Annotated in this window: 22 protein-coding genes; 11 read left to right on the top strand and 11 right to left on the bottom strand. The window is 61.6% G+C overall.

Annotation, left to right across the window (positions count from 1 at the left end; translation table 11 throughout):
- Positions 1-2 precede the first annotated feature (2 nt).
- From CUJ84_RS25140 to CUJ84_RS25155, 4 genes are read left to right on the top strand one after another with little or no spacing between them, the layout of a single operon-like run.
- A complete protein-coding gene (locus CUJ84_RS25140) occupies positions 3-923 on the top strand; it encodes an ABC transporter permease (protein WP_105008432.1) in 921 nt (306 codons plus the stop codon).
- A complete protein-coding gene (locus tag CUJ84_RS25145) occupies positions 920-1837 on the top strand; it encodes an ABC transporter permease (RefSeq protein ID WP_105008433.1) in 918 nt (305 codons plus the stop codon). The genes CUJ84_RS25140 and CUJ84_RS25145 overlap by 4 nt, the downstream gene beginning before the upstream one ends.
- A complete protein-coding gene (locus CUJ84_RS25150) occupies positions 1837-2808 on the top strand; it encodes an ABC transporter ATP-binding protein (RefSeq protein WP_105008434.1) in 972 nt (323 codons plus the stop codon). The genes CUJ84_RS25145 and CUJ84_RS25150 overlap by 1 nt, the downstream gene beginning before the upstream one ends.
- On the top strand, positions 2805-3806 hold the full coding sequence (locus CUJ84_RS25155; protein ID WP_105008435.1) for an ABC transporter ATP-binding protein: 1002 nt from the start codon (positions 2805-2807) through the stop codon (positions 3804-3806). Before CUJ84_RS25150 ends, CUJ84_RS25155 begins: the two co-directional genes overlap by 4 nt.
- Positions 3807-3870: 64 nt before the next feature.
- Here CUJ84_RS25155 and CUJ84_RS25160 read toward each other — a convergent pair whose 3' ends face one another.
- The 7 genes from CUJ84_RS25160 to CUJ84_RS25190 form a co-directional block, all read right to left on the bottom strand.
- Positions 3871-5985 carry a carboxy terminal-processing peptidase gene (locus tag CUJ84_RS25160; RefSeq protein WP_105008436.1) on the bottom strand — a complete coding sequence of 705 codons (2115 nt, stop codon included), beginning with the start codon at positions 5983-5985 and terminating at the stop codon, positions 3871-3873.
- Positions 5986-6134: 149 nt separating this feature from the next.
- Entirely contained in the window at positions 6135-6614 is a 480-nt protein-coding gene (locus CUJ84_RS25165) for an MEKHLA domain-containing protein (protein ID WP_199788850.1), read from the bottom strand.
- A gap of 129 nt (positions 6615-6743) precedes the next feature.
- Positions 6744-7934 (bottom strand): M20 aminoacylase family protein, encoded by a 1191-nt coding sequence (locus tag CUJ84_RS25170; protein WP_105008438.1) that lies wholly within the window; start codon positions 7932-7934, stop codon positions 6744-6746.
- A 71-nt stretch (positions 7935-8005) separates the two neighbouring features.
- On the bottom strand, positions 8006-8785 hold the full coding sequence (locus CUJ84_RS25175) for an amino acid ABC transporter ATP-binding protein (protein ID WP_027686300.1): 780 nt from the start codon (positions 8783-8785) through the stop codon (positions 8006-8008).
- Positions 8782-9711 carry an amino acid ABC transporter permease gene (locus CUJ84_RS25180; protein WP_105008439.1) on the bottom strand — a complete coding sequence of 310 codons (930 nt, stop codon included), beginning with the start codon at positions 9709-9711 and terminating at the stop codon, positions 8782-8784. The genes CUJ84_RS25175 and CUJ84_RS25180 overlap by 4 nt, the downstream gene beginning before the upstream one ends.
- Positions 9708-10598 (bottom strand): ABC transporter substrate-binding protein, encoded by an 891-nt coding sequence (locus CUJ84_RS25185; protein WP_105008440.1) that lies wholly within the window; start codon positions 10596-10598, stop codon positions 9708-9710. Before CUJ84_RS25185 ends, CUJ84_RS25180 begins: the two co-directional genes overlap by 4 nt.
- A gap of 50 nt (positions 10599-10648) precedes the next feature.
- On the bottom strand, positions 10649-11611 hold the full coding sequence (locus CUJ84_RS25190; protein WP_105008441.1) for a nitrate ABC transporter substrate-binding protein: 963 nt from the start codon (positions 11609-11611) through the stop codon (positions 10649-10651).
- A gap of 101 nt (positions 11612-11712) precedes the next feature.
- Here CUJ84_RS25190 and CUJ84_RS25195 point away from each other — a divergent pair, with 101 nt between their 5' ends.
- Positions 11713-13038, top strand: a complete 1326-nt coding sequence (locus tag CUJ84_RS25195; protein ID WP_105008442.1) for a PLP-dependent aminotransferase family protein — start codon at positions 11713-11715, stop codon at positions 13036-13038.
- A gap of 58 nt (positions 13039-13096) precedes the next feature.
- Here the strand turns inward: CUJ84_RS25195 and CUJ84_RS25200 are convergent, their stop codons facing one another.
- Both CUJ84_RS25200 and CUJ84_RS25205 read right to left on the bottom strand, forming a co-directional pair.
- On the bottom strand, positions 13097-13819 hold the full coding sequence (locus CUJ84_RS25200; RefSeq protein ID WP_003562390.1) for a response regulator transcription factor: 723 nt from the start codon (positions 13817-13819) through the stop codon (positions 13097-13099).
- A 13-nt stretch (positions 13820-13832) separates the two neighbouring features.
- The gene (locus tag CUJ84_RS25205) at positions 13833-15071 is read right to left on the bottom strand and encodes a GAF domain-containing sensor histidine kinase (RefSeq protein ID WP_105008443.1); all 1239 of its coding nucleotides are present in this window, start codon (positions 15069-15071) and stop codon (positions 13833-13835) included.
- 281 nt (positions 15072-15352) lie between these two features.
- Here CUJ84_RS25205 and CUJ84_RS25210 point away from each other — a divergent pair, with 281 nt between their 5' ends.
- From CUJ84_RS25210 to CUJ84_RS25230, 5 genes are all read left to right on the top strand, one after another.
- Entirely contained in the window at positions 15353-16369 is a 1017-nt protein-coding gene (locus CUJ84_RS25210; RefSeq protein ID WP_105008444.1) for an ABC transporter substrate-binding protein, read from the top strand.
- A 71-nt stretch (positions 16370-16440) separates the two neighbouring features.
- Positions 16441-17892 (top strand): sugar ABC transporter ATP-binding protein, encoded by a 1452-nt coding sequence (locus CUJ84_RS25215; protein WP_105009156.1) that lies wholly within the window; start codon positions 16441-16443, stop codon positions 17890-17892.
- The gene (locus CUJ84_RS25220) at positions 17889-18836 is read left to right on the top strand and encodes an ABC transporter permease (RefSeq protein ID WP_105008445.1); all 948 of its coding nucleotides are present in this window, start codon (positions 17889-17891) and stop codon (positions 18834-18836) included. The genes CUJ84_RS25215 and CUJ84_RS25220 overlap by 4 nt, the downstream gene beginning before the upstream one ends.
- Positions 18833-19783 carry an ABC transporter permease gene (locus CUJ84_RS25225; protein ID WP_105008446.1) on the top strand — a complete coding sequence of 317 codons (951 nt, stop codon included), beginning with the start codon at positions 18833-18835 and terminating at the stop codon, positions 19781-19783. The genes CUJ84_RS25220 and CUJ84_RS25225 overlap by 4 nt, the downstream gene beginning before the upstream one ends.
- 14 nt (positions 19784-19797) lie before the next feature.
- Positions 19798-20712: an SMP-30/gluconolactonase/LRE family protein gene (locus CUJ84_RS25230; protein WP_105008447.1), complete on the top strand. Its 915-nt coding sequence runs from the start codon at positions 19798-19800 to the stop codon at positions 20710-20712.
- A gap of 90 nt (positions 20713-20802) precedes the next feature.
- Here CUJ84_RS25230 and CUJ84_RS25235 read toward each other — a convergent pair whose 3' ends face one another.
- A complete protein-coding gene (locus CUJ84_RS25235) occupies positions 20803-22434 on the bottom strand; it encodes a GMC family oxidoreductase (protein ID WP_105008448.1) in 1632 nt (543 codons plus the stop codon).
- A 194-nt stretch (positions 22435-22628) separates the two neighbouring features.
- Positions 22629-23423: an alpha/beta hydrolase gene (locus CUJ84_RS25240; RefSeq protein WP_105008449.1), complete on the bottom strand. Its 795-nt coding sequence runs from the start codon at positions 23421-23423 to the stop codon at positions 22629-22631.
- A gap of 137 nt (positions 23424-23560) precedes the next feature.
- Between CUJ84_RS25240 and CUJ84_RS25245 the strand changes: the two genes are divergently transcribed.
- Positions 23561-24028: a MarR family winged helix-turn-helix transcriptional regulator gene (locus CUJ84_RS25245; protein ID WP_105009157.1), complete on the top strand. Its 468-nt coding sequence runs from the start codon at positions 23561-23563 to the stop codon at positions 24026-24028.
- Positions 24029-24038 lie beyond the last annotated feature (10 nt).

The following is a 24038-nucleotide window of genomic DNA, read 5'->3' on the forward strand; positions in this document are numbered from 1 at the left end:
GGATGTCCTTCACCTACTTCCTGAAACGCGCGGCCTTTGCGGCACTCGCACTTGCCGCACTGATGACATCTGCCTTCTTCCTGGTGCGGTTGACGGGCGATCCCGTCAATCTCTACCTGCCCGTCGATGCCTCGGATGCAGCCCGCGAAGCCATGCGTGTCCGTCTCGGCCTCGATCGCTCCCTCCCGTGGCAATTCCTCGATTGGGCCGGGGACATGCTGAGCCTCGATTTCGGCACGTCGCTTTGGCACAACCGCCCGGCCATGGACGTTGTCCTGGAGGCGTTGCCGAATACGCTGGCGCTCGGTGCCATTGCCTTGACCCTGGCTTTCATCACTGCCGTCATCATCGGATCGATTGCGGCTGTGAACGCCGGAGGCTGGATCGACCGGGGTATCAACTTGCTGTCGCAGGCAGCGGCCAGCGTGCCGGATTTCTGGCTCGGGCTGATGGGCGTCCTGCTGTTTGCCGTCACCTTGCGCATTCTGCCGACATCGGGTTTCGGCGGTCCGATCTATTGGATCCTGCCGGTTGCCTGTCTTTTTGCCAGGCCATTCGGGACGCTGGTGCAAATCGTCCGCGGCTCGATGATCGAAGCACTGAACGCGACATTTGTCCGGACTGCGCGGGCCAAGGGCGCGCGCGGCGGCCGGGTCACCTTCGTGCATGCACTGCGCAATGCCCTCCTGCCCGCGGTGACCGTGACCGGTGACCTCGCCGCCCAGTTCGCCGGTGGCGGTGGCGTCGTCGAGGTTGTTTTTGGGTTTCCCGGCATCGGCAAGCTACTGATCGACGGCATCCTGAAGCGCGACTTCGCGATCGTCCAGGCATCGATCTTCGCGGTCGCCGTCGTCATCTTCTTCATCAATATCCTGGTCGACATGCTCTATGCCTCGATCGATCCGCGTGTGAGGGTTGAATGACCAGCACGTCCGCCGACGTCCTCCCCGCCCGCGAGCGCCGAAGCCGCCGCGTTCTGTGGTTCATGCGCGCGCTCGCGGGTGACCCGATGGCGGTCGCTGCGACGATCTGGCTGCTGATCGTCGTCCTTGCCATTCTTGCGGATGCATCGTCGCTGCTCGGCGAAAACCGCATTTCGCTGAAGGCGCGCAACCTGCCGCCCTTCGACTTCGGCCAGTCCTGGACGTTGTGGCTGGGCGCCGACGCCCTCGGGCGCCCGCTTCTCGTTCGCCTCATCCAGGCGGCATCCACGACGATCGGCATAGCGCTGGTGACCGTGCTGACGAGCCTGATCGGCGGAACGCTGCTCGGCGTAATCGCCGGTTACTTCGGTGGCATCATCGGCAACCTTGTCATGCGGGTGTGCGATATCATCCTGGGTTTCCCGACGCTGCTGGTGGCGCTCTTTGGCCTTTACCTGTTCGGCCCGAGCGTCGGCAACCTCGTGATCGTGCTCGCCGTTACCCGCATGCCTGCCTATATCCGCGTCGCAAGAGCCGAAACTCTCGAAGTCCGGGAGAGGCTTTTCGTTGATGCGGCGCGCGTCTTTGGCGGCGGGCCTGTCTGGATATTGCGCAATCACATTCTCCCGAGCGTCGCTCCCACGATGCTGACACTCGCCTCTGTCAATCTCGCCATGGTCATGCTGTTCGAATCCGGGCTGAGCTATCTCGGCCTCGGCATCCAGCCGCCTGCAGTGAGCTGGGGTCTGATGGTGGCGCAGGGCCAGGGATATCTGTCATCCGCTTGGTGGCTGGGCTTTTTCCCCGGCATGGCGGTGATGCTCACCACCATGTCCTTCAATCTCCTCGCCAACTGGTTCCGGATCGTCAATGACCCGTCGCAGCACTGGCGTCTTGTCAGCCGGAGGCGCTGATGGCTCTTCTCGAAGTTGAGGATTTGCAGGTCAGTTTCGATACGGCAGCCGGCCGCATCCTCGCGCTCAACGGCGTCTCCTTCTCGCTCGAGCGCGGAGAGGTGCTGGCGCTTCTCGGCGAAAGCGGCTCCGGCAAGTCGGTGACCGCATCGGCCATCATGGATCTCGTTCCCAATCCACCGGGCGAAATCAATAGAGGATCGATCCGTTTCGACGGTGTCGAGCTGTTGCAGCTCTCGCGGAACGAACGGCGCGATCTTTGCGGCGACCGCATCGCCCTGATCTTTCAGGATGCGCTCGCAGCGCTCAACCCGGTCTATTCCGTGGGTTGGCAGATCGCCGAAATGTTCCGCATCCACGGCCGCACTCCGGAAGGCGGTGTCGAAAAGGCCGTGATCGACCTCCTGACGGCTATCGGCATTCCTGATCCTGAAAGCCGTGCCAGGCAATATCCGCATGAGTTTTCGGGCGGTATGCGCCAACGCATCATGATCGCCATGGCCGTGGCACTGGAACCGGATGTCATCATCGCAGACGAGCCGACGACAGCGCTCGACGTCACGATCCAGGCGCAGGTGGTCGATCTTCTGGAGACTATCCGCAAACGCAGCGATGCCGGCATGATCTTCATCACCCATGATCTCGGCGTCGTCGCCGAACTCGCCGATCGCGTCGCCGTCATGTATGCCGGCCGCGTCGTCGAGACCGCAAGCGTCTTCGAACTGTTCGAGGATGCCCGGCATCCTTACAGCGTTGGATTGCTTGCCTCGCAGCCGCGCATGGACACAGATGAAGACGAATTGGTGCCGATCCCCGGCTCCGCCCCCAATCCTGTCGCCCTGCCTTCCGGCTGCGCATTCAGAACCCGCTGTCCACGCGCTGAAGCGCTCTGTGCCGAGTTCGTCCCCCATCTCGAAACCGTTGGGCTGGGCCGCCAGGCCGCCTGCCACTTCCCGGTATCTCCAGTATGATCGAACCTCTGCTCAAGGTCCAAAACCTCTCCCGGCACTTCGGCAGCGCCTCGGCGCCGGTGCGTGCCGTCGATGATGTCAGCTTCGAGATTGCCAATGGAGAGACGCTCGGCCTCGTCGGAGAAAGCGGTTGCGGCAAAACCTCGCTGGTTCGGACGCTCTTGAAGCTTGGGCCGGCGACAAGCGGCAGCGCTTTGCTTGACGGTGTGGACATTACGACAGCCAGTGGCCGGCGGCTGCATGAATTGCGCCGCAAGATGCAAGTCGTTTTTCAGGACCCCTACCAGTCGCTCAATCCCCGCATGCGGGTCGACCGGCTAATTTCCGAACCGTGGGCATTGCACCCGGGGGTCGTGCCTAAGAGCAACTGGCGTGAAGAGACGGTCAAGCTGCTCGAATCCGTGGGGCTGCGCGCCGAGCATGCGGACCGTTATCCCTCGGAATTTTCAGGCGGCCAGCGGCAGCGCCTTGGCATTGCCCGTGCTCTCGCCCTCAATCCGACACTTCTTGTCTGCGACGAGCCTGTCTCGGCCCTCGACGTCTCGGTCCAGGCGCAAGTGATCAACCTGCTCGCCGGACTGAGGCGCGAGCGCAATCTGGCGATGCTGTTCGTCGCGCATGATCTCGCCGTTGTGCGGCATGTCTCGGACCGTGTCATGGTCATGTATCTCGGCAGGATCATCGAAACGGGACCAAAGCAATCGATCTTCGGCGCGGCGGCCCATCCCTACACGCAGGCCCTGATGTCGGCGGTCCCGACACCGGATCCGAGGCGTCGCGCGCAGCGCAAGCGCATCGTTCTGCAGGGCGATCTGCCGAGCCCCGCAAATCCGCCCAGCGGATGCCGTTTTCGAACGCGTTGCTGGAAAGCAACCTCGATCTGCGCAGAACAGGAGCCGGCCCTAATCGCGCGAACGGAAGCCCCTGGTCTTCTGACCGCCTGTCATCACGCCGGTCCAGAAATCGCCAACGAGATCCCTCGCCTTGAGGAAACCTGAACCCAGGTCCACTATGGCGAGGTGATCGCAAAGCTGCGCATGCCGTTGCGCAGGTCGGGTATAATTATTTTCCGTCCGTTTTTCCCGTTTGTTTCGTGGCTGCCTTCAGCACGCCTTGCTGCAGATCCGCCTCGTCGGCAAGAATGGCGGCCGCCTCATCCAGCAGAACGTCCTTTGCGTTCTTGCGGGCATTCTCGATGGCAATATCAGCGCTCAGGCTGCGCTCGCCGGCCTCAAGGCCATCATCTCCAAGATCCTCGCCATCCCCTGCTTCCGCTCGATCCTTGAAGCGTTTCTCACGAGCCGTCGCTTCTTTGCGACGTTCGGCTTCGTTGAGGGAGATAACCCCTTTCTCGCGCTGCGCCTTGAGGTCGGCAATGTCTTTCAACAGGCGTTGGAAGTCCGGATCGCTGCCGACCCGCGCATCATGGCGGCTTTGCAATGTCGGCAGCAACGTCGCGACTGTGTCGGCGCGCGCGTAGTTCGCGGGCTTGATCTCAGCCCACGGCAGCGCATTGTCATAACTGGTTTCCCCGAAAGCAGTCGGATCGGACAGTCCCGGCAAGCTGATATCAGGCGTCACGCCGTGCAACTGCGTCGTACCGCCATTGACCCGGAAAAACTGGGCAATCGTCACTTTCAGCTCCCCGAATTCGGGTTTGCTGTTGCGAACGATCTGGTCAAGATCGACGACGGTCTGAACCGTGCCCTTCCCGAAACTGGGTTCGCCGACGATCACGCCTCGACCATAATCCTGGATTGCCGCGGCAAAAATCTCCGAAGCCGAGGCCGATCCGCGATTGATCAGGACACCCATCGGGCCTGTCCAGACAGGCTCTGCAAACTCAGCGCTTTTGACCTCGATCTTGCCGTTGCTGCCACGTTGCTGAACGACCGGGCCGTTGCCGATGAACAGACCGGTCAAATCAATCGCCTCGTCCAATGAACCGCCGCCATTGTTGCGCAGGTCGATGAGAACGCTGTCGACCTGTTCTTGCTTCAGTTCGTCGAGAAGCTTGGCGACATCGCGGCTTGCACTTTTGTAATCCTTGTCGCCTTTGCCCTTGGCTTCGAAATCCTCGTAGAATACCGGCAGCGTGATGATCCCGATTTTACGCGTGGCGTCGCCCGCCTTCACGGACAGCACAGTCTTCCTGGCGGCCTGCTTGTCGAGACTGATTTTATCGCGCACCAGGCTGATGACGCGATGCGTGCCATCTGCTCCGGCATCTGCCGGCAGGATGTCCAGCCGCACGACGGAGTCTTTTTTTCCGCGTATCATCTGCACGACTTCGTCAAGGCGCGTGCCCACCACTTCTTTGATCGCCCCATCCTTGCCTTGACCAACGCCGGTAATGCGGTCTCCGACCGCGAGCTTGCCGGACAGTTGCGCCGGTCCGCCAGGCACGAGCTCACGGATCGTCGTGTAGTCGTCGCGTTCCTGCAGCACAGCACCGATACCAAACAGCGAAAGCTTCATCGAGACATTGAAGTCGGCTGAAGCGGCCGCGCCGAAATAGTCCGTGTGCGGATCGATCGACGTTGAATAGGCGTCCATGAACGACTGGAAAACGTCGTCGCTTTTAAACTTGTAAGCGCGCTCGAGCGTGTTTTCATAACGTTTGTCGAGTGTTTCGCGAATGGCCGCGTCGTTTTTACCGCCCAGTTTCAACCGCAACCAGTCGCTTTTGACGCGCTTGCGCCAAAGCTCATTGCTCTCGGCTTCCGACTGCGGCCACGGCGCTTTGTCGCGCAGCACCGAATAATTTTCCTGCGCACTGAAATCGAAGCCCTGCTTAAGCAGGCTGCGCGCGTAATTCATGCGGTCGACAACGCGCTGTTCATAGGTGTTGAAAATCGCAAACGGGATCTTCAAGTCCTTCCGTTCTATCGCATCGTCGATCTCGTTGCGATCGGACATAAACCTGTCGATATCCGCTTGCAGGAAGAGCATGCGGTCCGGATCAAGTGACTTGATGAACCCATCCATGATCCTGGCCGACAAGGCGTCGTCGAGTGGAACGGGCTTGTAGCTATACCGCGAAAGAAATTGTGCGCTCAACTCAGCGGCTTGCGCCTGTCGCTTTAGCGGCGCCAAAACAGGCGGCGATGCGACTTCAGCATATGCGGACTGTGCAATTGCAAGAAATGCACCAAGGAAAACGTAGGCTATGCGCATTCAGCGTTGATCCAATTCTTAATGCCGAGTCTCGATGTGCGATCTATGTGACGCAATCATGGTTTTTTGGCAACCAAGTGGCAAACGACATCGTTTGCAAAGCCGCGGAAACATATCCGGCGCGTGGTCGGCGTCTCCGCAGCCGGCGCTCAATCCGCCTGTACGTCTTGCCAGGAGTCGAATGTCGCAGCCTGACCGCGACGGTGTCCGCTGCGGTCGACGAGATCCCAGACGATGGCTTTCTCGATATAGAAACGCCGCCCTGACTTGGCGATGCGAAGTCCTCGGTAGTCGGCGATAAAGCCGTTGGCCGCCACGGCATTCAACAACCTGTCACGTTCCGCGCGATCGGGTGCCTCCGCCGAAAGACGCGATGGCAAAGTGATGAACTCGTCCCACGAATATTCAAAGCAGGCCTGGGCAGCGCGGTTTGCGTAGATGAAGCGCGGATCGGCATCGATGTTGTGGGCAAGGACAACCGCCGGCGACTGGTCGTAAAGCCATTCAGCACCCTGGCCTTCCGGCGTCAGGCTGCGTCCTACGCTTCGTTCGAAGCTTTCCGCCATCAGTGCGTAAAATTCGAGATCGTAAGACAAGTCGAGGCCGGCGTCGGTATAGTTGGCAATCATGCTGCGCATCCTGAATTGCGGCGAGAGATCTTGAAGTGATCTTCTCGCTTGAAAAGGGCTACAAAATCCTTTTGCGCTACAGAGAGTGCAAGCTCAAATGCGACCCGGTCAAGCCGGGCGACCGGGACTTCAGGCGTCGTCCTGGAGGTAGCGCTCCGCGAGCCTAGCCCACATAGCTGCACCTACCGTCAGGCTGGCATCGGCGAAGTCATATTTGGGGCTATGCAGGGTGGCGGAATTCATGCCGTTGCCGAGACGCAGGAAGCTGCCCGGCTTGTGCTCGAGAAAGTGCGAGAAATCCTCGCTGCCGGGAATGAGCGGGCAGGTCGCGACCTTGTCTTCGCCGATCAGTTCTGCCGCGACGATCCGGGCAAAATCCGTCTCACCAGGCGAATTGACGACGACAGGATTGCCGCGATCGTAGTCGATCTCGATCGAAGCATCATGACCGTCCGCCACCGAGCGGGCGAGCTTGGTGATGCGCTCCTGCAGGAGGTTGCGAATGCCAGGCTCGAAGGAGCGCACGCTCAATGCGAGCTTGGCATATTCCGGAATGACGTTGACGGCATCGCCGGCATGGATCGTGCCGACGGTAATGACCGCCGTCTGGGTCGGATCGAGGTTGCGCGAGATGATCGTCTGCAGCGAGACGACGAGGTTGCACGCCACGACCACGGGATCGATGGTCAGGTGCGGCCGCGAGGCATGGCCGCCTTTGCCCTTGATGGTAATCTCGACGGTATCAGACGCCGCCATCATCGGGCCGGATCGCAGCAGGATGGTGCCTTCGGGAGCGCCGGGGTGATTATGCAGACCAAAGATGGCGTCGAACAGAAACCGCTCGAACAGGCCGTCGGCGATCATCGCCTGGGCGCCGCTATTCTTGCCCGCCTCTTCCGCCGGCTGGAAGATCAGCGTCACCGTGCCGTTGAAGCGGCGGGTGCGGGCGAGATATTCGGCTGCGCCGAGCAGCACGGTCGTGTGACCGTCATGGCCGCAGGCATGCATCTTGCCGGGGGTGCCGCTGGCATAGGCAAGTCCGGTTTCCTCGACGATCGGCAGCGCATCCATATCGGCGCGGATGGCGATGCCCTTGCTGCCCTTGCCGGCGCTGAGCCGCGCGACAACGCCGTGACCGCCGACATTGCGGGTCACGTCATAACCCCAACCTTCCAGCTTTTCTGCAACGTAACGTGCCGTTTCCGCTTCTTCAAAGGAGAGTTCCGGATGGGCATGCAGGTACTGACGGATCGCCTTCAGCTCCCCCTCCATCGCTTCGAAGTCGGAAAGGCGGGCATAGGCATTGTCGAGCGTGGGCATGAAAACATCCAGTATTGGTCGAAAAGAACGATTGCTCCGGCCCGAGGGTCGAAGCAGCGAGCTGACACCAGTCAGAGAAAACGGGCGAGAAAAGCCTGGGTTCGGGGATGTTGCGGATTGCCGATGACATCCTCGGGCTTGCCCATTTCGACGACATTGCCGCCGTCCATGAACACCACCCGATCGGCCGCCTCACGGGCGAAACCGATCTCGTGGGTCACGACGATCATGGTCAGGCCCTGTTTGGCGAGATCGCGCATGGTGGACAGAACTTCGCCGACCAGCTCCGGGTCGAGCGCAGAGGTGGGCTCATCGAACAGCATCAGCTTGGGCTTGATCGCAAGGGCGCGAGCTATGGCGACGCGCTGCTGCTGACCGCCGGAGAGTTGGCGGGGGTAGCTACCCGCCTTTTCCGATAGGCCGACCCGCTCCAAAAGCCGCATGGCGTTCTCGGTTGCGGCCTTGCGGCTTTCTCCGTGCACACCGATCGGGGCTTCGATGATGTTCTGCAGCACCGTCATGTGCGGATAGAGATTGAACTGCTGGAACACCATGCCGATCTTGCGCCGCTGGCTGGCGATCCCGTTGCTGGACAGCTTTTCCAGCCGGTCCTTGCGAAGGCGATAGCCGATCTGTTCGCCATCGACTTCGATGAACCCCTTGTTGATCGCTTCGAGATGGTTGATGCAGCGCAGGAAGGTCGATTTTCCCGACCCGGACGGGCCGAGCACCACGACGACTTCACCCGGCATGACGTCGAGGTCGATCCCCTTCAGCACTTCGAGCTGGTCGAAGGACTTGTGGACGTTACGGGCTCTGACGAGAGGTTTTGCAATTTCGGCACCGGTCAATGGCTTGCCTCCTCTGCAAGGGTCTCGGATTTGACGGCGGCGGTATTGTTTCGCCGTTCGCTGCGGCCGTAATAGGCCTCGATATAGCTCTGGCCGAGATTGAGGATGGAAGTGATGAAGAGGTACCAGAGGACGGCGACCAGCAGCATCGGCACAATCTCGAAGGTGCGATTGTAGATCGACTGGACGGAATAGAGCAGATCGGCCATGGCGATGACGCTGACGAGCGACGTCGCCTTGATCATGCTGATCAGCTGGTTGCCCGTCGGCGGCACGATCGAGCGCATCGCCTGCGGAATGATGATCCGCCACAGCGCCCTCGCCTTGGTCATGCCGAAGGCTTCCGCCGTCTCGAACTGGCCGCGATCGACCGAGAGCAGGCCGCCGCGGATGATCTCGGCCATGTAGGCCGCTTCGTTCAAGGCAAGGCCGACGATCGCCGCCGTCATCGGCGTGATCACCGAATTGGTCTCCCAGCTCGCGAGCGCCGGGCCGAACGGAATGGCGATCGAGAGTTCGGGAAAAAGGGTCGAGAGATTGTACCAGAAGATCAGCTGCACCAGGAGCGGCGTGCCGCGAAAGAACCAGATGAACAGCGATGCCAGCGAACTTGCGAGCCGGTCATTCGACAGCCGGGCGATCGCCAGTCCGAGGCCGAGAACGATGCCGATGGCCATCGCGATCACCGTCAGGCCCAGGCTGACGTAAAGGCCACTAATCACCGTCGGATCGAAGAAATAGGCCGCGACGACAGGCCAGCCGAAATTCTCGTTGTGAGCGACGATCCACAGGAAGTTCGCGGCAATGAGGAGCACGGCCATCCATAGGATGAGCCGGCCCGTTTGAAAGGGCTTGTGGGCGTGGGCAACGTCCCGGAAGTCCGCACCGCCCGAAGGCGGCGCGCCAGTCACGCCGTGAGTGCTCATTTCGGCAAGGCTCCGCCGAGATTGAGGCCGGGCTGCTTGATCATGTTGTTCTCAAGACCCCACTTCTTCATGATGGCGGCATAGGTGCCGTTATCCATCAACGCCTTGATCGAGTCGAGCAGAACGGGGCCGAGCGGCGAGCCTTTCGGCACCACGGCGCCCTGATATAGATCGTCGAAGCCATTCTTCTGGCCGACGCCGCTCAGTTCCAGCTGGCCGTTTGCCTGAGACACGAAATAGGTCAGCGGCGCCTGCGAGGAGAAGAAGGCATCGGCGCGTTTGGAGCGGACCGCCAGGATCGAGCTCGGCTGGTCGGTGTAGGACTGCACTTCGGGCGCGGGCTTGCCCGCCGCCTTGCACTTTTCGACCTGTGCCTGGATCACCTTTTCGGCGGAGCCGCCGGCCATGACGGCAATGCGATTGCCGCAGGCGCTTTCGAGCGAATCGATGGCCTTCGGATTGCCCTTCTGGACGGAGAAGACCACGTATTCCTGAACCCAGTCGACGAAATCATTGGCCTCTTCACGGGTCTTGAAGTCGCCTATCGGGCCGAAGGCGAACTGGTATCGGCCGGAATTGATGCCGGCGAGCAATGCGGTCAGTCCGCTGACGGTTTCGTGCTCGATCGTAACGCCGAGCATCTGGCCGATCGCATCGGTCAGATCGGCGCTGGCGCCGGTCAGTTTAGTGCCGGTGACGATCTCATAGGGAGGAAAGGAACCGTTGTTGACGGAGATCATCTTGCCGTCCGTGCGGAGCTTCTCCGGCAGGCGGGCGCGAAGCGCGTCGTTGACGGTCTGTTTTGGTACGCCCGCCTCCTCAGCGAACACCGAAGTCGTCATCATCAGACCGAGCAGAGCGGCGGAAGCGATCAGTTTTGAATGCATGTCATTCCCCTTTTTTGCGAAAATGGTAATTCAACATGACGCGAAGAATTTCACCGGGCCTTGGCGTGCCACGGAAACAGCTCGGCGGGTGTCAAACGGCGCGGCATGATCTTCTGTTCGTAAAGTTCCTCGGCAAAGTCGGCGATCATTGCTTCGTTCTCGGCAAGCCCGCTGGCCCTCCAGGTCTGCGGCAGATCGGCCGCGCAGCGGCGCAGTTCGTCGATCATCCAGGGCGTGGTGTCGGCATATTTCTCGCGCTTTTCCAGCCAGAGACGCTGGGACTCGTCGATCAACTCGCTGAGTTCATCCATGATCCAGGGATGCTCCTGGACGATATCAGCCTTGAAGCCGATCAGATGCATGCCCGGGATATAGCCGACCCCATGGAAGTAGGCGACTTCAGCGGCGCGGAAATCATCCAGCACCTGTCGCAGGGGCGATTCCTGATCGAAGAAACCCTTCGGCATGAAAGGCGTGAACACGGCATCGAGCTCGCCATCCAGCAAAAGATCGACCATCGGACGCTCGCCGGGAGCAGCCTCGATGCGGCCAGGCCGTCCAAAACCATCAAGGCGGTCGACGATCGGATGAGCCTCCGTCAGGCGCCCGGCATACCAGATGGCATCCTCGACGCCGACGCCTTCCCGGCGCAACGCAGCACGGGTCCAGGTATTTCCGGAATCGCGCCAGCCGGTCACGCCGATCTTCTTGCCGCCGAGATCGGACAGCTTGCGGATCGGACTGCCCTTGGTGGTGATAATGCAGCGATGGCGGAAGCCGCGCATGATGAAGTTCGGCATGCCGACGATCCGATCATCGCCATCATGACGCATCTGCGAATAGCGGCTGAAGGACATTTCCGCGGCGTCGTGCGCCGCGTCATCGGCGAGGCTGGAGACCAGCGTGCCCACACGATCCACTTTGATATCGAGACGGGAAGAACTGACATCACCGAGCACAAGCGGTGTCATGTAATCCCAGTCTCTAAGGGCGATGCGAAGCGTTACAGGCATGCAAAAAACTCACTGAAATGGCTCGACGAGGGGCAAATTAAATGTTCAAAATGGTGAGTACAAATGTTATTACGTTATTGAACATTTAAAGTGAGAGAAAAATGGGCGACACTGTCGAAGCCTCCTGGTTTGCTGAAAAAATAGCCGATTGCAGCATCAGGGGGATCGCCCTCGAAACGAGTGCGCTGATCCGCGCCGGTGTCCTGCCCATTGGTACGCGCCTGCCGGCGATCCGCGATATCGCCTACGAATTGCGTGTCAGCCCGGCAACGATCTCCCAAGCATGGGGCGAATTGCGGCGGCAAAAGATCATCAGCGGCCGGGGGCGCAACGGCACCTGGGTTAGCGGCGACCGTTTTGTCGCCAAGCCGGAGCGTCTTGCGAGCTCGGGAAACTATGCGGCCGGTGTTCTCGACCTCACCTTAGCCGGGCCGGATGCAGCACTTCTTCCTCGCCTGGCCGAAGCAATGGCCTACGGCGCGTCAGCTGCCGACCTCAACAGCTATGAGCGCAGCCGTATCGTACCTGAGTTGAAGGGCGCCGTTTCAGAGCGGTGGCCTTATGAGGCGGAAGCCTTTCTGGCCACCAATGGCGGTTACAACGCCGTCTATACGATATTGCATGCGCTGGTCTCCTCGGGCTCGTCGGTCGCGATCGAACATCCGACGGCCATGCGACTGCTCGATATTCTGGAAGATCTCGGCGTGAAAATCATCCCTATCGCCTGCGACGGCGAAGGCCCCCTGCCGGATTCGCTGCGCGAAGCATTGCGGCAACGTCCGGCGGCTTTCCTGTTCCAGCCGCGGCTGCATTCCGTGACCGGCGTAACGGTCAGTTCATCCCGCCTCGATCAGCTTGGAGATGTGCTGGAAGACAGCGACACGCTTGTCATCGAGGACGATGGCGTCGGCGACGTGTCGGCAGCGCCTCCGCAGTCGCTCGGCGGCCGATTTGCGGAGCGGACGATCCATATCCTCTCACTCTCTAAAAGCCTCGGCCCGGATCTGCGTCTCGCGGTTCTGTCGAGTTCTGCGCCTATCGTCGACCAGATCCAGTCTTACCGTTCCTTCAGCGCCGGCTGGACCAGCCGTATCCTGCAAAGTGCCACCGCCTGGCTACTGCGTGATCCGGCAACCTGGCAGCTTATCGGCGAGGCGCGCGAGATCTATCAGCAGAGGCGCGACGCTCTTGCCGATGCACTCTGCGAACGGGGAATACCGATACCGTCGGGCCAGGGCCTGTGCCTCTGGGTGCCCGTCGTCTCCGAACCATTCGCGATGGTGACGCTCGCCGCACGCAATATCGCCGTCAATCCAGGCAGCAAATTCTCCGTCTTGCCAAGCAGTCATATTCGAGTGGCCACCAGCACGCTCAGCGATCGCTGCGAGGAAGCCGCCGATGCGATCGCGCTGGCTCATACGCCGTGAAAGGCAGGCGGCCGCAGCCACGTCTCTGATCCCCAGCCATTCCACGAAAGTCCGGAAACTACTTTCCCTCCAGCCACTCCTGCAGCTCTGCTTCAGCTCGCTCCAGAGCGCTGTAATTCAGGAGTTTGCGCAGGAAAGCGACGGTGACGGCGCGGGCGCGGAGATTGAAGCGGCCGTCCTCATGGTCGTCACCGGCGCTCTGGTAGACGTCGAGCTTGTCGTAGAGCTGCTGCAGGCGGTTCTGCACGCTGCGCAGCGACAGGCCCCGACGTTTGGCGATGGCCCGGTCGGTGAGGCCGAGAGCGATATCGACGAGGATCTCGTATTCGGAATCGGTGAAGCCGTTCGTCTGGCCGAGGCTCTTTTGCTGCAGGCCCCGCACTTCGCGGTCGATGACGCATTGGCTCTCGATGAAGATCGAGCGCAGCGCAAGCTTCAGCCGCTCGTCGGAGGCGGATTTCAGCACATAGCCATAGGCGGCGCCATCCGGCACGATGCGGGAGACGCCGCGCACATAGGCCTCGTCCGAGTAATTCGACCAGAACAGGATGCGGGTTTCCGGCCGCTCCTTCCAGATGGTGCGCGCCGCCTCGATGCCGTTGCGGTTCGCCATCTGCAGGTCCATGACGATATGCGCCGACTTGTGGTCGCGGGCGAGCTTCTCGCCGACGGTTCCGTTCTCCGCCTCGATCACCGTGTCGCATTCCGGCAGGGCCGCGTTAACAGCCTCGTGCAGATAGGACCGGTGCAGCGGGTCGTCCTCGACGATCAGAACCTTCATGGCGCCCTTCTCCTCAGTTTGGCCCGATTGCCGGGTCGTGCGGTAAGAGCGGTAGCACGACGCGCACCGCAGTCCCGCGATTGTTGTGGCCGGGCCCGGTCGTGAACCGCGCCGAGATCAGCCGCGCCCGAGTCTTCATATTGTCGATGCCGCCGCCGATCCGTCCCCGCGCCTTGGTGAGGCCGGTTCCGTCGTCGGAGATTTCGATCGACAGCCGCTCCTCGTCGGCCTCGAGCCGCACCGTGACGGCCAGCGGGGCGGCATGGCGCACCGCATTGTTGATCGCCTCCTGCGCGATCCGGAACAGCGCGACGCTGACGGTCGGTTCCAGTCGCTCCAGTGCGCCGTGCGTCTCGTCGACAAGGCCCCATTCGATGCCCGATCCGGTGTCGCGGGTCGACCGGTCCAGATGATGTTCGATCGCCTGGGCGAGGCCGAAGAGCTGGAGCACGGAGGGTTTTGCCTGCTCGATGATCTGCCGCAGATCCTGCATGCAATGCTGCAGGGAACGGGAGATCGGTTCCAGCGCCTCGGGCGCCAGCTCTCCGTTGCGCGACAGCCGATCGATCCGGCGGGCGAGCCGCGTCAGGTCGGCGAGCGTCTGGTCGTGCAGGTCCATGCCGATGCGCTGGCGTTCCTGCTCCAGGGCTTCGGTTAGCTTCAGCGCGCCTTGCCGCAACCCCTCCTCGCGGGCACGGGCCTCTGCCTCGACAATGGCCGAGCGTTGCGCCTGTTCGGCCGCCTGCAGCGCGAAGAAATAGGGCGTCAGCAGGTCGGCGATGATGCGGGCGCGCTCGATATCCTCCATCGTATAGACGCCCGCCCTGTGCGACGAACAAGACAGCGCCGCGATGATCGTGCCCTGCACCTTCATCGGAACATGCAAGCGGCTCCTCAGCGACTGTTCGACGATCGGCCGCTTGAACGCGCCCTCGAAGTGGAAACGCGGGTCGATCATGGCGTCGTCCGCCAGCAGAAAATCCACCTCGCCGCGGAGCAGCGAGCGGATGGGGCTGTTGACAACAGGCGCACCGGCAAGGCCGCCCCAGGCGGTCTCGATGCCCGTCTCGTAGGCCGTGTGGTAGTTGCCGCCCTCAAGCAGCACGCATACATCGAGATGGTCGTGGGGGATGATATGGGCGACCTCGGCCGCGACGGAACGGATAGCCGAGCGGAAGTCGAGCTGGCCCGCGAGCAGCCGGGAAATGCCAAGATAATGGTCGAACATGGCTGCGGGTACGAGATGCAGCATTGTCAGTTCCTCCCCGAGACGGCAGCAGGCTCCTCAACCCGCAGCGTCTCCTTCCCAGTAAGCGCCCGCGGACGCGTCGCCGTCTTGCGTAAACCCGCAGCTTGTTGCGCAAATCCCGCAAACGACTTGCCGCCTTGCCCCTGTACAGGCCGATCGATCTCCCGCATCCTGCCCTTACTGAGAGGAGGAAGCTCAGTGCAAGAACAATTTTCACTCGGACCCAGTTGGGCCGGCAGGAGTGAAGCGATCCGCCGACCAGCGCGATCATCAGGGAGGAAGACATGACAATTCGTAAGATGCTTCTGGCATCGGCCGCTATTGCTTGCGCCGCGATGCCCGTTTCCGCCTTTGCCGACACGTCGGCCAAGAAGATCGCCCTTTCCAACAACTATGCCGGCAACTCGTGGCGCCAGGCCATGCTGACGAGCTGGGGCAAGGTGACGGGCGAAGCCGTAAAGGCCGGCATCGTTGCCGCAGCCGACCCTTTCACCACCGCAGAGAACCAGGCGACGGAACAGGCCGCGCAGATCCAGAACATGATCCTGCAGGGCTATGACGCGATCGTGCTCAACGCCGCCTCGCCGACGGCGCTGAACGGCGCGGTCAAGGAGGCCTGCGACGCCGGCATCACCGTCGTTTCCTTCGACGGCATCGTCACCGAGCCCTGCGCCTGGCGCATCGCCGTCAACTTCAAGGAAATGGGCCGCAGCGAGGTCGAGTACCTGTCGAAGAAAATTCCGGACGGCGGCAACCTGCTCGAGATCCGCGGCCTTGCCGGTGTCTTCGTGGACGACGAGATCTCGGCCGGCATTCACGAGGGCGTCAAGCAGTTCCCGCAGTTCAAGGTTGTCGGCTCCGTTCACGGCGACTGGGCGCAGGACGTGGCGCAGAAGGCTGTTGCCGGCATCCTGCCGAGCCTGCCCGACATTGCCGGCGTGGTAACGCAGGGCGGCGACGGCTATGGCGCCGCACAGGCGATTGCCGCGACCGACCGGAAGATGCCGATCATCATCATGGGCAACCGCGAAGACGAACTGAAGTGGTGGAAGGAGCAGAAGGAGGCGAAGGGCTACGAGACCATGTCCGTATCCATCGCGCCCGGCGTCTCGACGCTTGCCTTCTGGGTGGCCCAGCAGATCCTCGACGGCAAACAAGTCAAGAAGGACCTCGTCGTCCCCTTCCTGCGCATCGACCAGGACAATCTCGAAACCAACCTCGCCAATACCCAGGCCGGCGGCGTCGCCAACGTGGAATACACGCAGGCAGACGCAATCAAGGTCATCGAGTCGGCAAAGTAATTCTCCCGGCGACTGCCGCGCGGCCGCAGAAGGTCGCGCGGCATTTTTTGCAAGCAGGCATGGCGGGCAGCATGGATGACGTTTTGAAGGCGGTGATCGCCGTCGATGGCGCCAAGGTGAATTTCGGCGCAGTCAGGGCACTCGATGGCGTGACCCTTCGCGTCATGCCGGGCGAATGCGTCGGGCTCGTCGGGCACAACGGAGCCGGCAAGTCCACCATCGTCAGCGTCATCAATGGCGGCCTCACCCCGCACGAAGGAAGTGTGGCGAGCGACGGCGAACGGCTGGAGCGTTATGGCATCAACGCTGCGCGTGCCCGCGGCGTGCGCTGCGTCTTCCAGGAGCTCTCGCTCTGCCCCAACCTTTCGATCGTCCAGAATACGCGCATCATGCATCGCCATCTCGGTGGCTTCGGCTGGCGCAGGCGCGCCGCAAAAATCATCGAGACGAGCCTCGACGCCGTCTTTCCCGGCCACGGCATCGACAGCAGCCGGGCCGTGGGAGATCTTTCGATCGCCGAGCGGCAGATGGTCGAGATATCAATGGCCTTTTCCGACGCCGGCATTCCCCCGAGGCTGGTGATCCTCGACGAGCCGACCTCGTCGCTCGATGCAAGCCTTGCCCGCCAGATGCTCGACCATGTCCGCCGCTTCATTGCCGCGGGTGGGTCCGTCATCTTCATCTCGCATATCCTGCACGAGATCCTCGAAACCTCCGATCGCATCGTCGTCATGAAGGACGGCCGCGTTGTCGCCGAACGCCCGGCGCAGGGCTTCGACCATCACGGTCTCGTGGAAGCGATGGGCACCGTTGCAAAGGAGGAGACCAAGCAGCGCTCGGCCCGCGAACAGTCCACCGCCCCGCTCATTCTGTCCCATCAGGCGAAGGGGCTTCCCTTTGCGGCGCGCAAGGGTGAGATCATCGGACTGGCGGGTCTGGCCGGCCACGGGCAGACTGGGCTGCTGCTCGCCCTGCATGCCGCCCAGTCCAGCAACTGGCTGCCGGAGCGCGATCCGCTCGTCACCTTCGTCGCCGGCGACCGCCGCCTCAACGGCGTCTTCGAACTGTGGAGCATCCTGCGCAACTTCTCCATCGCCTCGCTCGGTGATCTCTCCCGGCGTGGTCTCATCCTCGCGGGCGAAGAGGAGGCGAAAGCCACCGACTGGAAGCGGCGGATCGAGATCCGCACGCCCGATATGGACAACCGCATCCTGTCGCTTTCCGGCGGCAACCAGCAGAAGGTGCTCTTTGCCCGCGCGCTTGCGACGCGCGCACCTGTCGTGCTGATGGACGACCCGATGCGCGGCGTCGATGTCGGCACCAAGCAGGAGGTCTACGCGATCATCCGCGAGGAAGCGGCGCATGGCCGCACCTTCATCTGGTACTCGACCGAAATGGACGAGGTCCGCCTCTGCGACCGCGTCTACGTCTTCCGCGAAGGCCGCATCACGGCCGAACTCGCTGGTGACGCCGTCAACGAGACGAATATCATCGCCGCCTCCTTCGAGGGGGTCGCCGCATGACGTTCCGGCTGTCGTCCGACGCCATGCGTCTTGCCATTCCCGCCCTGTCGCTGACGCTGCTGCTCGCCGCTGTCTTCTGGCTGCAGCCGCGCGCCATGAGCTATGTCGGGCTCAACCTGCTGTTCAACCTGGCTGTACCGATCGCGCTTGCGACGATCGCCCAGATGATCGTGATGGCGGTCAACGATCTCGATCTCTCGATGGGCGCCTTCGTCAGCTTCGTCGCCTGCGTCACCGCGACCTTTCTGCGAGATGCCCCGGTGACCGGCGTGCTGATCCTTGCCGGGGCGATCGCAACCTATGCAGCGCTCGGCATCGTCATCTATCTGCGCAACCTGCCGTCCATAGTCGTGACCCTTGGCATGAGCTTCGTCTGGGGCGGCCTCGCCGTCCTGCTGCTGCCGGCACCGGGCGGGCAGGCGCCGGACTGGGTGCGCTGGCTGATGACCGTCAAGCCGCCGCTGGCGCCGATGGCGATCGTCGCCAGCATCGTCATTGCCGCCGTCGCTCATCTTCTCGTCATGCGGTCGTCGCTCGGCGTGCTGATGCGCGGCATCGGCGGTAACCAGCGTTCGGTCGAGCGCGCCGGCTGGTCGATTGTCGGGGCGCGCGCTGCCGCCTACGGTCTTGCCGGCCTCTTTGCCGTGCTCGCCGGCATCGCCCTCGTCGGCCTGACCACCTCGGCCGATGCCAATATCGCGCTGCGTTACACGCTGCTGTCGATCGCCGGCGTCATCCTCGGCGGCGGCGAGTTCATTGGCGGCCGCGTCTTCCCGATTGGCGCCGTCATCGGCGCGCTGACGCTGACGCTCGCCGGCTCGTTCCTGTCCTTCCTGCGCATCTCACCAGACTGGCAGATCGGGGCTCAGGGCGCGATCCTCATCATTGTGCTGGCACTACGGCTGATGCTGAACCGCCTGGAGAAGCGGGAGAAACGCCGATGACCCCGCTCCTTCGCCTATTTCGTAAACCCTGGATCTGGTCGTGGCTTGCCGCCTTTGTCGTCTGGTTCCTGACGATCATGGTGACGCTCGGCGCCAGCACGCTTGGCCTGTCGCAGGCAGCCCTCACCTTCGCGGCCTTCTCGGTCATCGTCGGCATCGGCCAGATGTTCGTCATCACGCTCGGCCCCGGCAACATCGATCTCTCGGTTCCCGCCACCATGACGCTTGCCGGCACGGTGGCGCTGAAGTTGATGAATGTCGAAAACGGCATGATCCTGCCGGGCCTTCTCGTCGCCATCGTCATCGGTCTTGTCGTTGGTCTCGGCAACTATGCGCTCATCAAGGCGCTGCGCATTCCGCCGATCATCGCCACGCTGTCCATGAGCTTCATCGTGCAGTCCGCCGCGATCTGGACGAACCGGGGCTTGCGCATCAAGCCTCCGAGCGTGCTGGCGGAATTCACGACGTCGAACGCGCTCGGCGTGCCGAATGTGGCGATCGTCGCTTTCCTCATCTCGCTGCTTGCCTGGTTCCTGCTCGAGAATACGATCTACGGACGCTGGATCTCGGCGATCGGCCAGAGCATGCCGGCAGCGCGCATGGCCGGCATACCGGTCGACGGCACGCGTTTCGTCACTTATCTCTTCTGCGCCGTGCTCGCTTCGGTCGCAGGCTATCTGCTCGCCTGTTTCTCCGGCGGCGCAGCGCTCAACATGGGCTCGGAATATCTCTTGATGTCGATCGCTGTCGTCGTGATCGGCGGTACGGCAGTCGCCGGCGGCGATTCCAACGTGCCGGGGATCTGGGGCGCATCGCTCTTCATGTTCCTGGTCGTCTCCATGCTCAATACTTATGGGTTCGGCGCGGGCATTCGCCTGATCATGACCGGCCTCATCATCATCAGCGTCATCATGCTCGCCGGCGGTCGCCGGGCCGGCATGCGATAAACGGGAAGACCGCCATGGCCGAGGCCAGCATTTACGAAATCCACGACCCGCGCTTCCGGCAGATGATCGTGACCAGCGCCGGTCTCGACGAACTCTATTCGGGCTGCCGCTGGGCGGAGGGCCCCGTCTGGTTCAACGACGCCAACCAGCTGCTGTGGAGCGACATACCCAACCAGCGCATGTTGCGATGGACGCCGGAGAACGGCGTCTCCATCTATCGGCAACCCTCCAACTTCACCAACGGCCATACGCGCGACCGGCAGGGACGGCTGATCTCCTGCGAGCATGGGACGCGCCGCGTCACCCGCACCGAGGTCGACGGCTCGATCACCGTGCTCGCCGATCGTTTCGAGGGCGCCAGGCTCAATTCGCCGAACGACGTGGTGGTGAAGTCAGACGGCTCGATCTGGTTCACCGACCCGACCTACGGCATCATGTCGGACTATGAAGGCTTTCGCGCCGAGCCGGAGCAACCGACGCGCAACGTCTACCGGCTCGATCCGACGACCGGCGCGCTTGCTGCTGTCGTCACGGATTTCACCCAGCCGAACGGCCTCGCCTTCTCGCCCGACGAGACCATCCTCTATGTGGCGGATTCGGCAGCCAGCCATGACGAAAGCCTGCCACGTCACATCCGCGCTTTCGACGTGATCGACGGCATCAGGCTTACGAACGGCCGCGTCTTCTGCCTCATCGACAAAGGCATCCCGGACGGCATTCGCACAGACGTGAACGGGAACCTCTGGTCAAGTGCGGCCGATGGCGTGCATTGCTTCGACTCGACCGGCAAACTGATCGGCAAGATCCGCGTACCCCAGACCGTCGCCAACCTCACCTTTGGCGGCCCCCAACGCAACCGGCTGTTCATTGCGGCGACGCGGTCGGTTTATTCGGTTTATGTCGCGGTGAGTGGGGCGCAGGTGCCGTGAGGTTATCGCCTTGCACCAATATGGCGCGAGGCGAACAAAAGCTCGGCGGCCCACGTATGCTGGCCGCCGATCTCCACATAAATCTCTTCATCAGACGGGCTGATTGAACCCTCCGCTCGAGTCCGTAAGGCCATGCATGTCCCGGATCAGATCGGCCGCCCGCTCTCCGATGACAACACAAGGCGCCATCGTGTTGCCGGTGGTGATGCGAGGCATGATCGAGGAGTCTGCGATGCGAAGGCCATCAATACCGTACACTTTGAGCTCGTTATCGACCACCGACATTCTGTCGCGTCCCATCTTGGCTGTGCAGGATTGATGCCAATAGGTGACGGCCGATCTGCGGATGAAGTCAATCATTCCCGACCGATCGCGCGCGCCTGGCGCTGTCTCTCCTGTCACCAGCGGCGTGAACGCTTCGCTGTTTCCCAGTTCCCGGCATAGCTCCACCGCGGCCAGGGCAGCAGCCATGTCTTCTGGTTCACTCAAAGAGTTCGGTTCGATCAGGATGGGGTCATTTGTATCCGGGCCGGAGAGCCGTAGTCGACCACGGCTTTGCGGTTGGGCGAGACCGTTAAACATTGTCCAGCCATGTTCGGGCGTTTGGAGACCCGTCTCGATCGGCGAAGGCACGGCGAACTCCAACTGGCACTGAAGAATGTCCGGCTGGGCAAGACGCGAGTCGCTTTTCCAATATAGTTTTGCTTCGCAGCCGCTACCACCGATGGTTTCAGGCTTTCGATATGCCCAGGTGCAGCCGAATGCGAGGTGATCCTGATGATTGCGACCAACACCAGGTAAGTGCTGAACGACAGGAATGCCATGAGCGTGTAACTCATCTTCCGGGCCTATACCCGACTGCATCAAAACTTTCGGCGTGTTGATCGCGCCAAGCGACAGCACCGTCTCGCAACGCGCCGTGAATTGACGTCGCTGACCATCGACAAGAACCTGGACCCCAATCACCCGCTTGCCATCGAAGATGAGACGCGTGACCAGGGCATCGGTCAGCACCGTCAGGTTCGGCCGCGACATGAGCGGACGGACATAGGATCCGAACACGGATTCCCGCTTGCCATCCCGGATCCGCAGTTCAGCGATCGATGCCCCTCCTGGCCCCTCCATCATTTCACCGTTCGGGCTATCGTAGACGGGAATGCCGATAGCGGATGCCGCACGCAACAGGGCCTTTGCGATCGGTTGGGGCGCCTGCGGCTGCGCTACGTAGGCCGGTCCTCCCACGCCGCGCCGCGTTGAGTCCGGAGCGCCGCGCCAGTCTTCGACCCGGCGATAGTAGCCGAGGATCGACTGGTAGCCCCACGTCTCATCGCCGGCTTCAGCAGCAAAGTGGTCCCAATCTCGCTTGTGTCCTCTGGCCCACACCATGACATTGATGCTCGAACCGCCACCGAGCCCCTTGCCCATGCTGAGAGGAAGACGTCGACCATATAGGCCCGGGGCCGGTTGTCCAACAAAGCCCCAGTCCCGGCTCGAGCCGAGATTGAGCGGCCACTGCGCAGGGTTCGTAACGGTCTCGGCCTCATCGTCTCCACCCGCCTCGAGCAGCAGAACATTCGCGTTCCCACTCTCTGCCAGGCGCGCAGCGACAACGGAGCCGCTGGACCCGGCGCCGCAGACGATGAAGTCGAAAACATCACCGACCTCGCGCTGAGGAATGGGCGGATTTTCGAGTGCATTTTGGTCATGACTATTCAGCTTCACGTGACTACCTCCGTGAATGGATTCAAAACAATAGCGAATTTGCTGGGGATCCCCGGGGCGAATGCGGGCAATGGATCCCAGTCCGAGATCGTGCGGCCTTTTATGTGCTCGCTTTAGCCCGACCTCGCTCGGTTCGACAGCCCCTGCTCGTCGTCATCGGGATAGTGCGGAGTGTCCCGATGAGGCTGCGTCTGTCATTGCCTCTTCGCCGAGACGGCCTTAGCGGCCTGATCAATGGTATCCGCGACCACCTTCGGCTGCGTCATGAACAGGGCGTGGCTTGCCGAAACCTTGGTGATCTTCGCCTTGATGCGCTCTGCCATGTGGATCAGCATCGCCTGATCAAATGCCTTGTCCTCGGTAGCAATGACGGCCCAGCTGGGCTTGGTGCGCCACGCAGCATTTTCGAGCTTGGTGCCGAACGCCAACATGTTGATCGGCACCTGCGCGTCCCTCATGAACGCAACATCGGCGTCGCTGACGTCATGAGCAAAGCCAGCCTTGAACTTTTCCGGGCTGACATATCCGAAACCATCCTTGGTGGTCTCGATGACGAACTCCGATGCGGGAGCAAATCCTGCGTATTGCTGTGCCGTTGTCTCGCCAGCATCGGGGGATAGAGCAGAAACATAGACGAGGCCTGCAACCTTTGCGTCTATGCCCGCTTCCGTGATGACTGTGCCGCCCCAGGAATGTCCGACGAGAATGACCGGACCGTCCTGCCGCTCAAGCGCACGTTTGGTGGCTGCGACATCGTCTTCCAGCGAGGTCAGCGGGTTCTGCACGATGGTGACGCGATAGCCGCGCTTTGTCAGATTGTCGTAAACACCCCTCCAGCCAGAGCCGTCCACAAATGCGCCATGGACGAGAACAACATTTTTTACTGACTGGTTTTGAGGAATGGTGTCGGCGGCGTCCGCCGATATGGCGGCAGACAATGCGGCGGCGGCTGCGATTGCGGCAACGGTAGTCGTGGTCTTGAGTGTCATGGCTTTCTCCTATGAGCGATAACTGTTATCGCGATATATATAAGTTTGCAGACTTCAGCTCAGGCGTCAAGATAATTCTTATCGCGATATTTAAATTCCTGCTTGCATGGGCTATATGGAGTCTACAGGAGCTCACAATGACCAAACGCCATAACGACCCGCCCCCTCTGCACGAACAATTGTGCTACGCAATTTATACAGCTGGTATTGCCATCCAGCGCGCTTACAAGCCCCTTCTCGATGAGCTGGGTCTAACGTACCCGCAGTATCTCGTGCTCAACGTATTATGGAGCGAAGATGGACAAACGGTGGGTGCCATTGCCAACGCCCTTGCCCTGGAATCCAGCACGCTGACGCCGCTTCTAAAGCGCCTTGAGGTATCCGGCCTGCTACGCAGGACCAGAAACCTGAGCAACGAGCGCCAGGTGTTGATTGCGTTGACCGGCGAAGGCAGGGCGTTACAGCACAAGGCTGGTTGTCTGAGCGACACCTTGCTTGCTGCCTCGACCCAGACGCCACAGGAATTGGGCGCTCTGAACCGCGACGTCCGCCACCTCCGCAACGCGATCTATTCCCAGATCGGCGGGTGGGACGCACCCGTCTGATTTGCCGTGT

Origin of the sequence: Rhizobium leguminosarum, assembly GCF_002953715.1 — a bacterium.
Classification (GTDB): domain Bacteria; phylum Pseudomonadota; class Alphaproteobacteria; order Rhizobiales; family Rhizobiaceae; genus Rhizobium; species Rhizobium leguminosarum_V.

Coding starts and splice junctions, on each gene's coding strand:
- CUJ84_RS25140 (WP_105008432.1), top strand. CDS start 3: ATGTCCTTCACCTACTTCCTGAAACGCGCGGCCTTTGCGGCACTCGCA.
- CUJ84_RS25145 (WP_105008433.1), top strand. CDS start 920: ATGACCAGCACGTCCGCCGACGTCCTCCCCGCCCGCGAGCGCCGAAGC.
- CUJ84_RS25150 (WP_105008434.1), top strand. CDS start 1,837: ATGGCTCTTCTCGAAGTTGAGGATTTGCAGGTCAGTTTCGATACGGCA.
- CUJ84_RS25155 (WP_105008435.1), top strand. CDS start 2,805: ATGATCGAACCTCTGCTCAAGGTCCAAAACCTCTCCCGGCACTTCGGC.
- CUJ84_RS25160 (WP_105008436.1), bottom strand. CDS start 5,985: ATGCGCATAGCCTACGTTTTCCTTGGTGCATTTCTTGCAATTGCACAG.
- CUJ84_RS25165 (WP_199788850.1), bottom strand. CDS start 6,614: ATGATTGCCAACTATACCGACGCCGGCCTCGACTTGTCTTACGATCTC.
- CUJ84_RS25170 (WP_105008438.1), bottom strand. CDS start 7,934: ATGCCCACGCTCGACAATGCCTATGCCCGCCTTTCCGACTTCGAAGCG.
- CUJ84_RS25180 (WP_105008439.1), bottom strand. CDS start 9,711: ATGAGCACTCACGGCGTGACTGGCGCGCCGCCTTCGGGCGGTGCGGAC.
- CUJ84_RS25185 (WP_105008440.1), bottom strand. CDS start 10,598: ATGCATTCAAAACTGATCGCTTCCGCCGCTCTGCTCGGTCTGATGATG.
- CUJ84_RS25190 (WP_105008441.1), bottom strand. CDS start 11,611: ATGCCTGTAACGCTTCGCATCGCCCTTAGAGACTGGGATTACATGACA.
- CUJ84_RS25195 (WP_105008442.1), top strand. CDS start 11,713: ATGGGCGACACTGTCGAAGCCTCCTGGTTTGCTGAAAAAATAGCCGAT.
- CUJ84_RS25200 (WP_003562390.1), bottom strand. CDS start 13,819: ATGAAGGTTCTGATCGTCGAGGACGACCCGCTGCACCGGTCCTATCTG.
- CUJ84_RS25205 (WP_105008443.1), bottom strand. CDS start 15,071: ATGCTGCATCTCGTACCCGCAGCCATGTTCGACCATTATCTTGGCATT.
- CUJ84_RS25210 (WP_105008444.1), top strand. CDS start 15,353: ATGACAATTCGTAAGATGCTTCTGGCATCGGCCGCTATTGCTTGCGCC.
- CUJ84_RS25215 (WP_105009156.1), top strand. CDS start 16,441: ATGGATGACGTTTTGAAGGCGGTGATCGCCGTCGATGGCGCCAAGGTG.
- CUJ84_RS25220 (WP_105008445.1), top strand. CDS start 17,889: ATGACGTTCCGGCTGTCGTCCGACGCCATGCGTCTTGCCATTCCCGCC.
- CUJ84_RS25225 (WP_105008446.1), top strand. CDS start 18,833: ATGACCCCGCTCCTTCGCCTATTTCGTAAACCCTGGATCTGGTCGTGG.
- CUJ84_RS25230 (WP_105008447.1), top strand. CDS start 19,798: ATGGCCGAGGCCAGCATTTACGAAATCCACGACCCGCGCTTCCGGCAG.
- CUJ84_RS25240 (WP_105008449.1), bottom strand. CDS start 23,423: ATGACACTCAAGACCACGACTACCGTTGCCGCAATCGCAGCCGCCGCC.
- CUJ84_RS25245 (WP_105009157.1), top strand. CDS start 23,561: ATGACCAAACGCCATAACGACCCGCCCCCTCTGCACGAACAATTGTGC.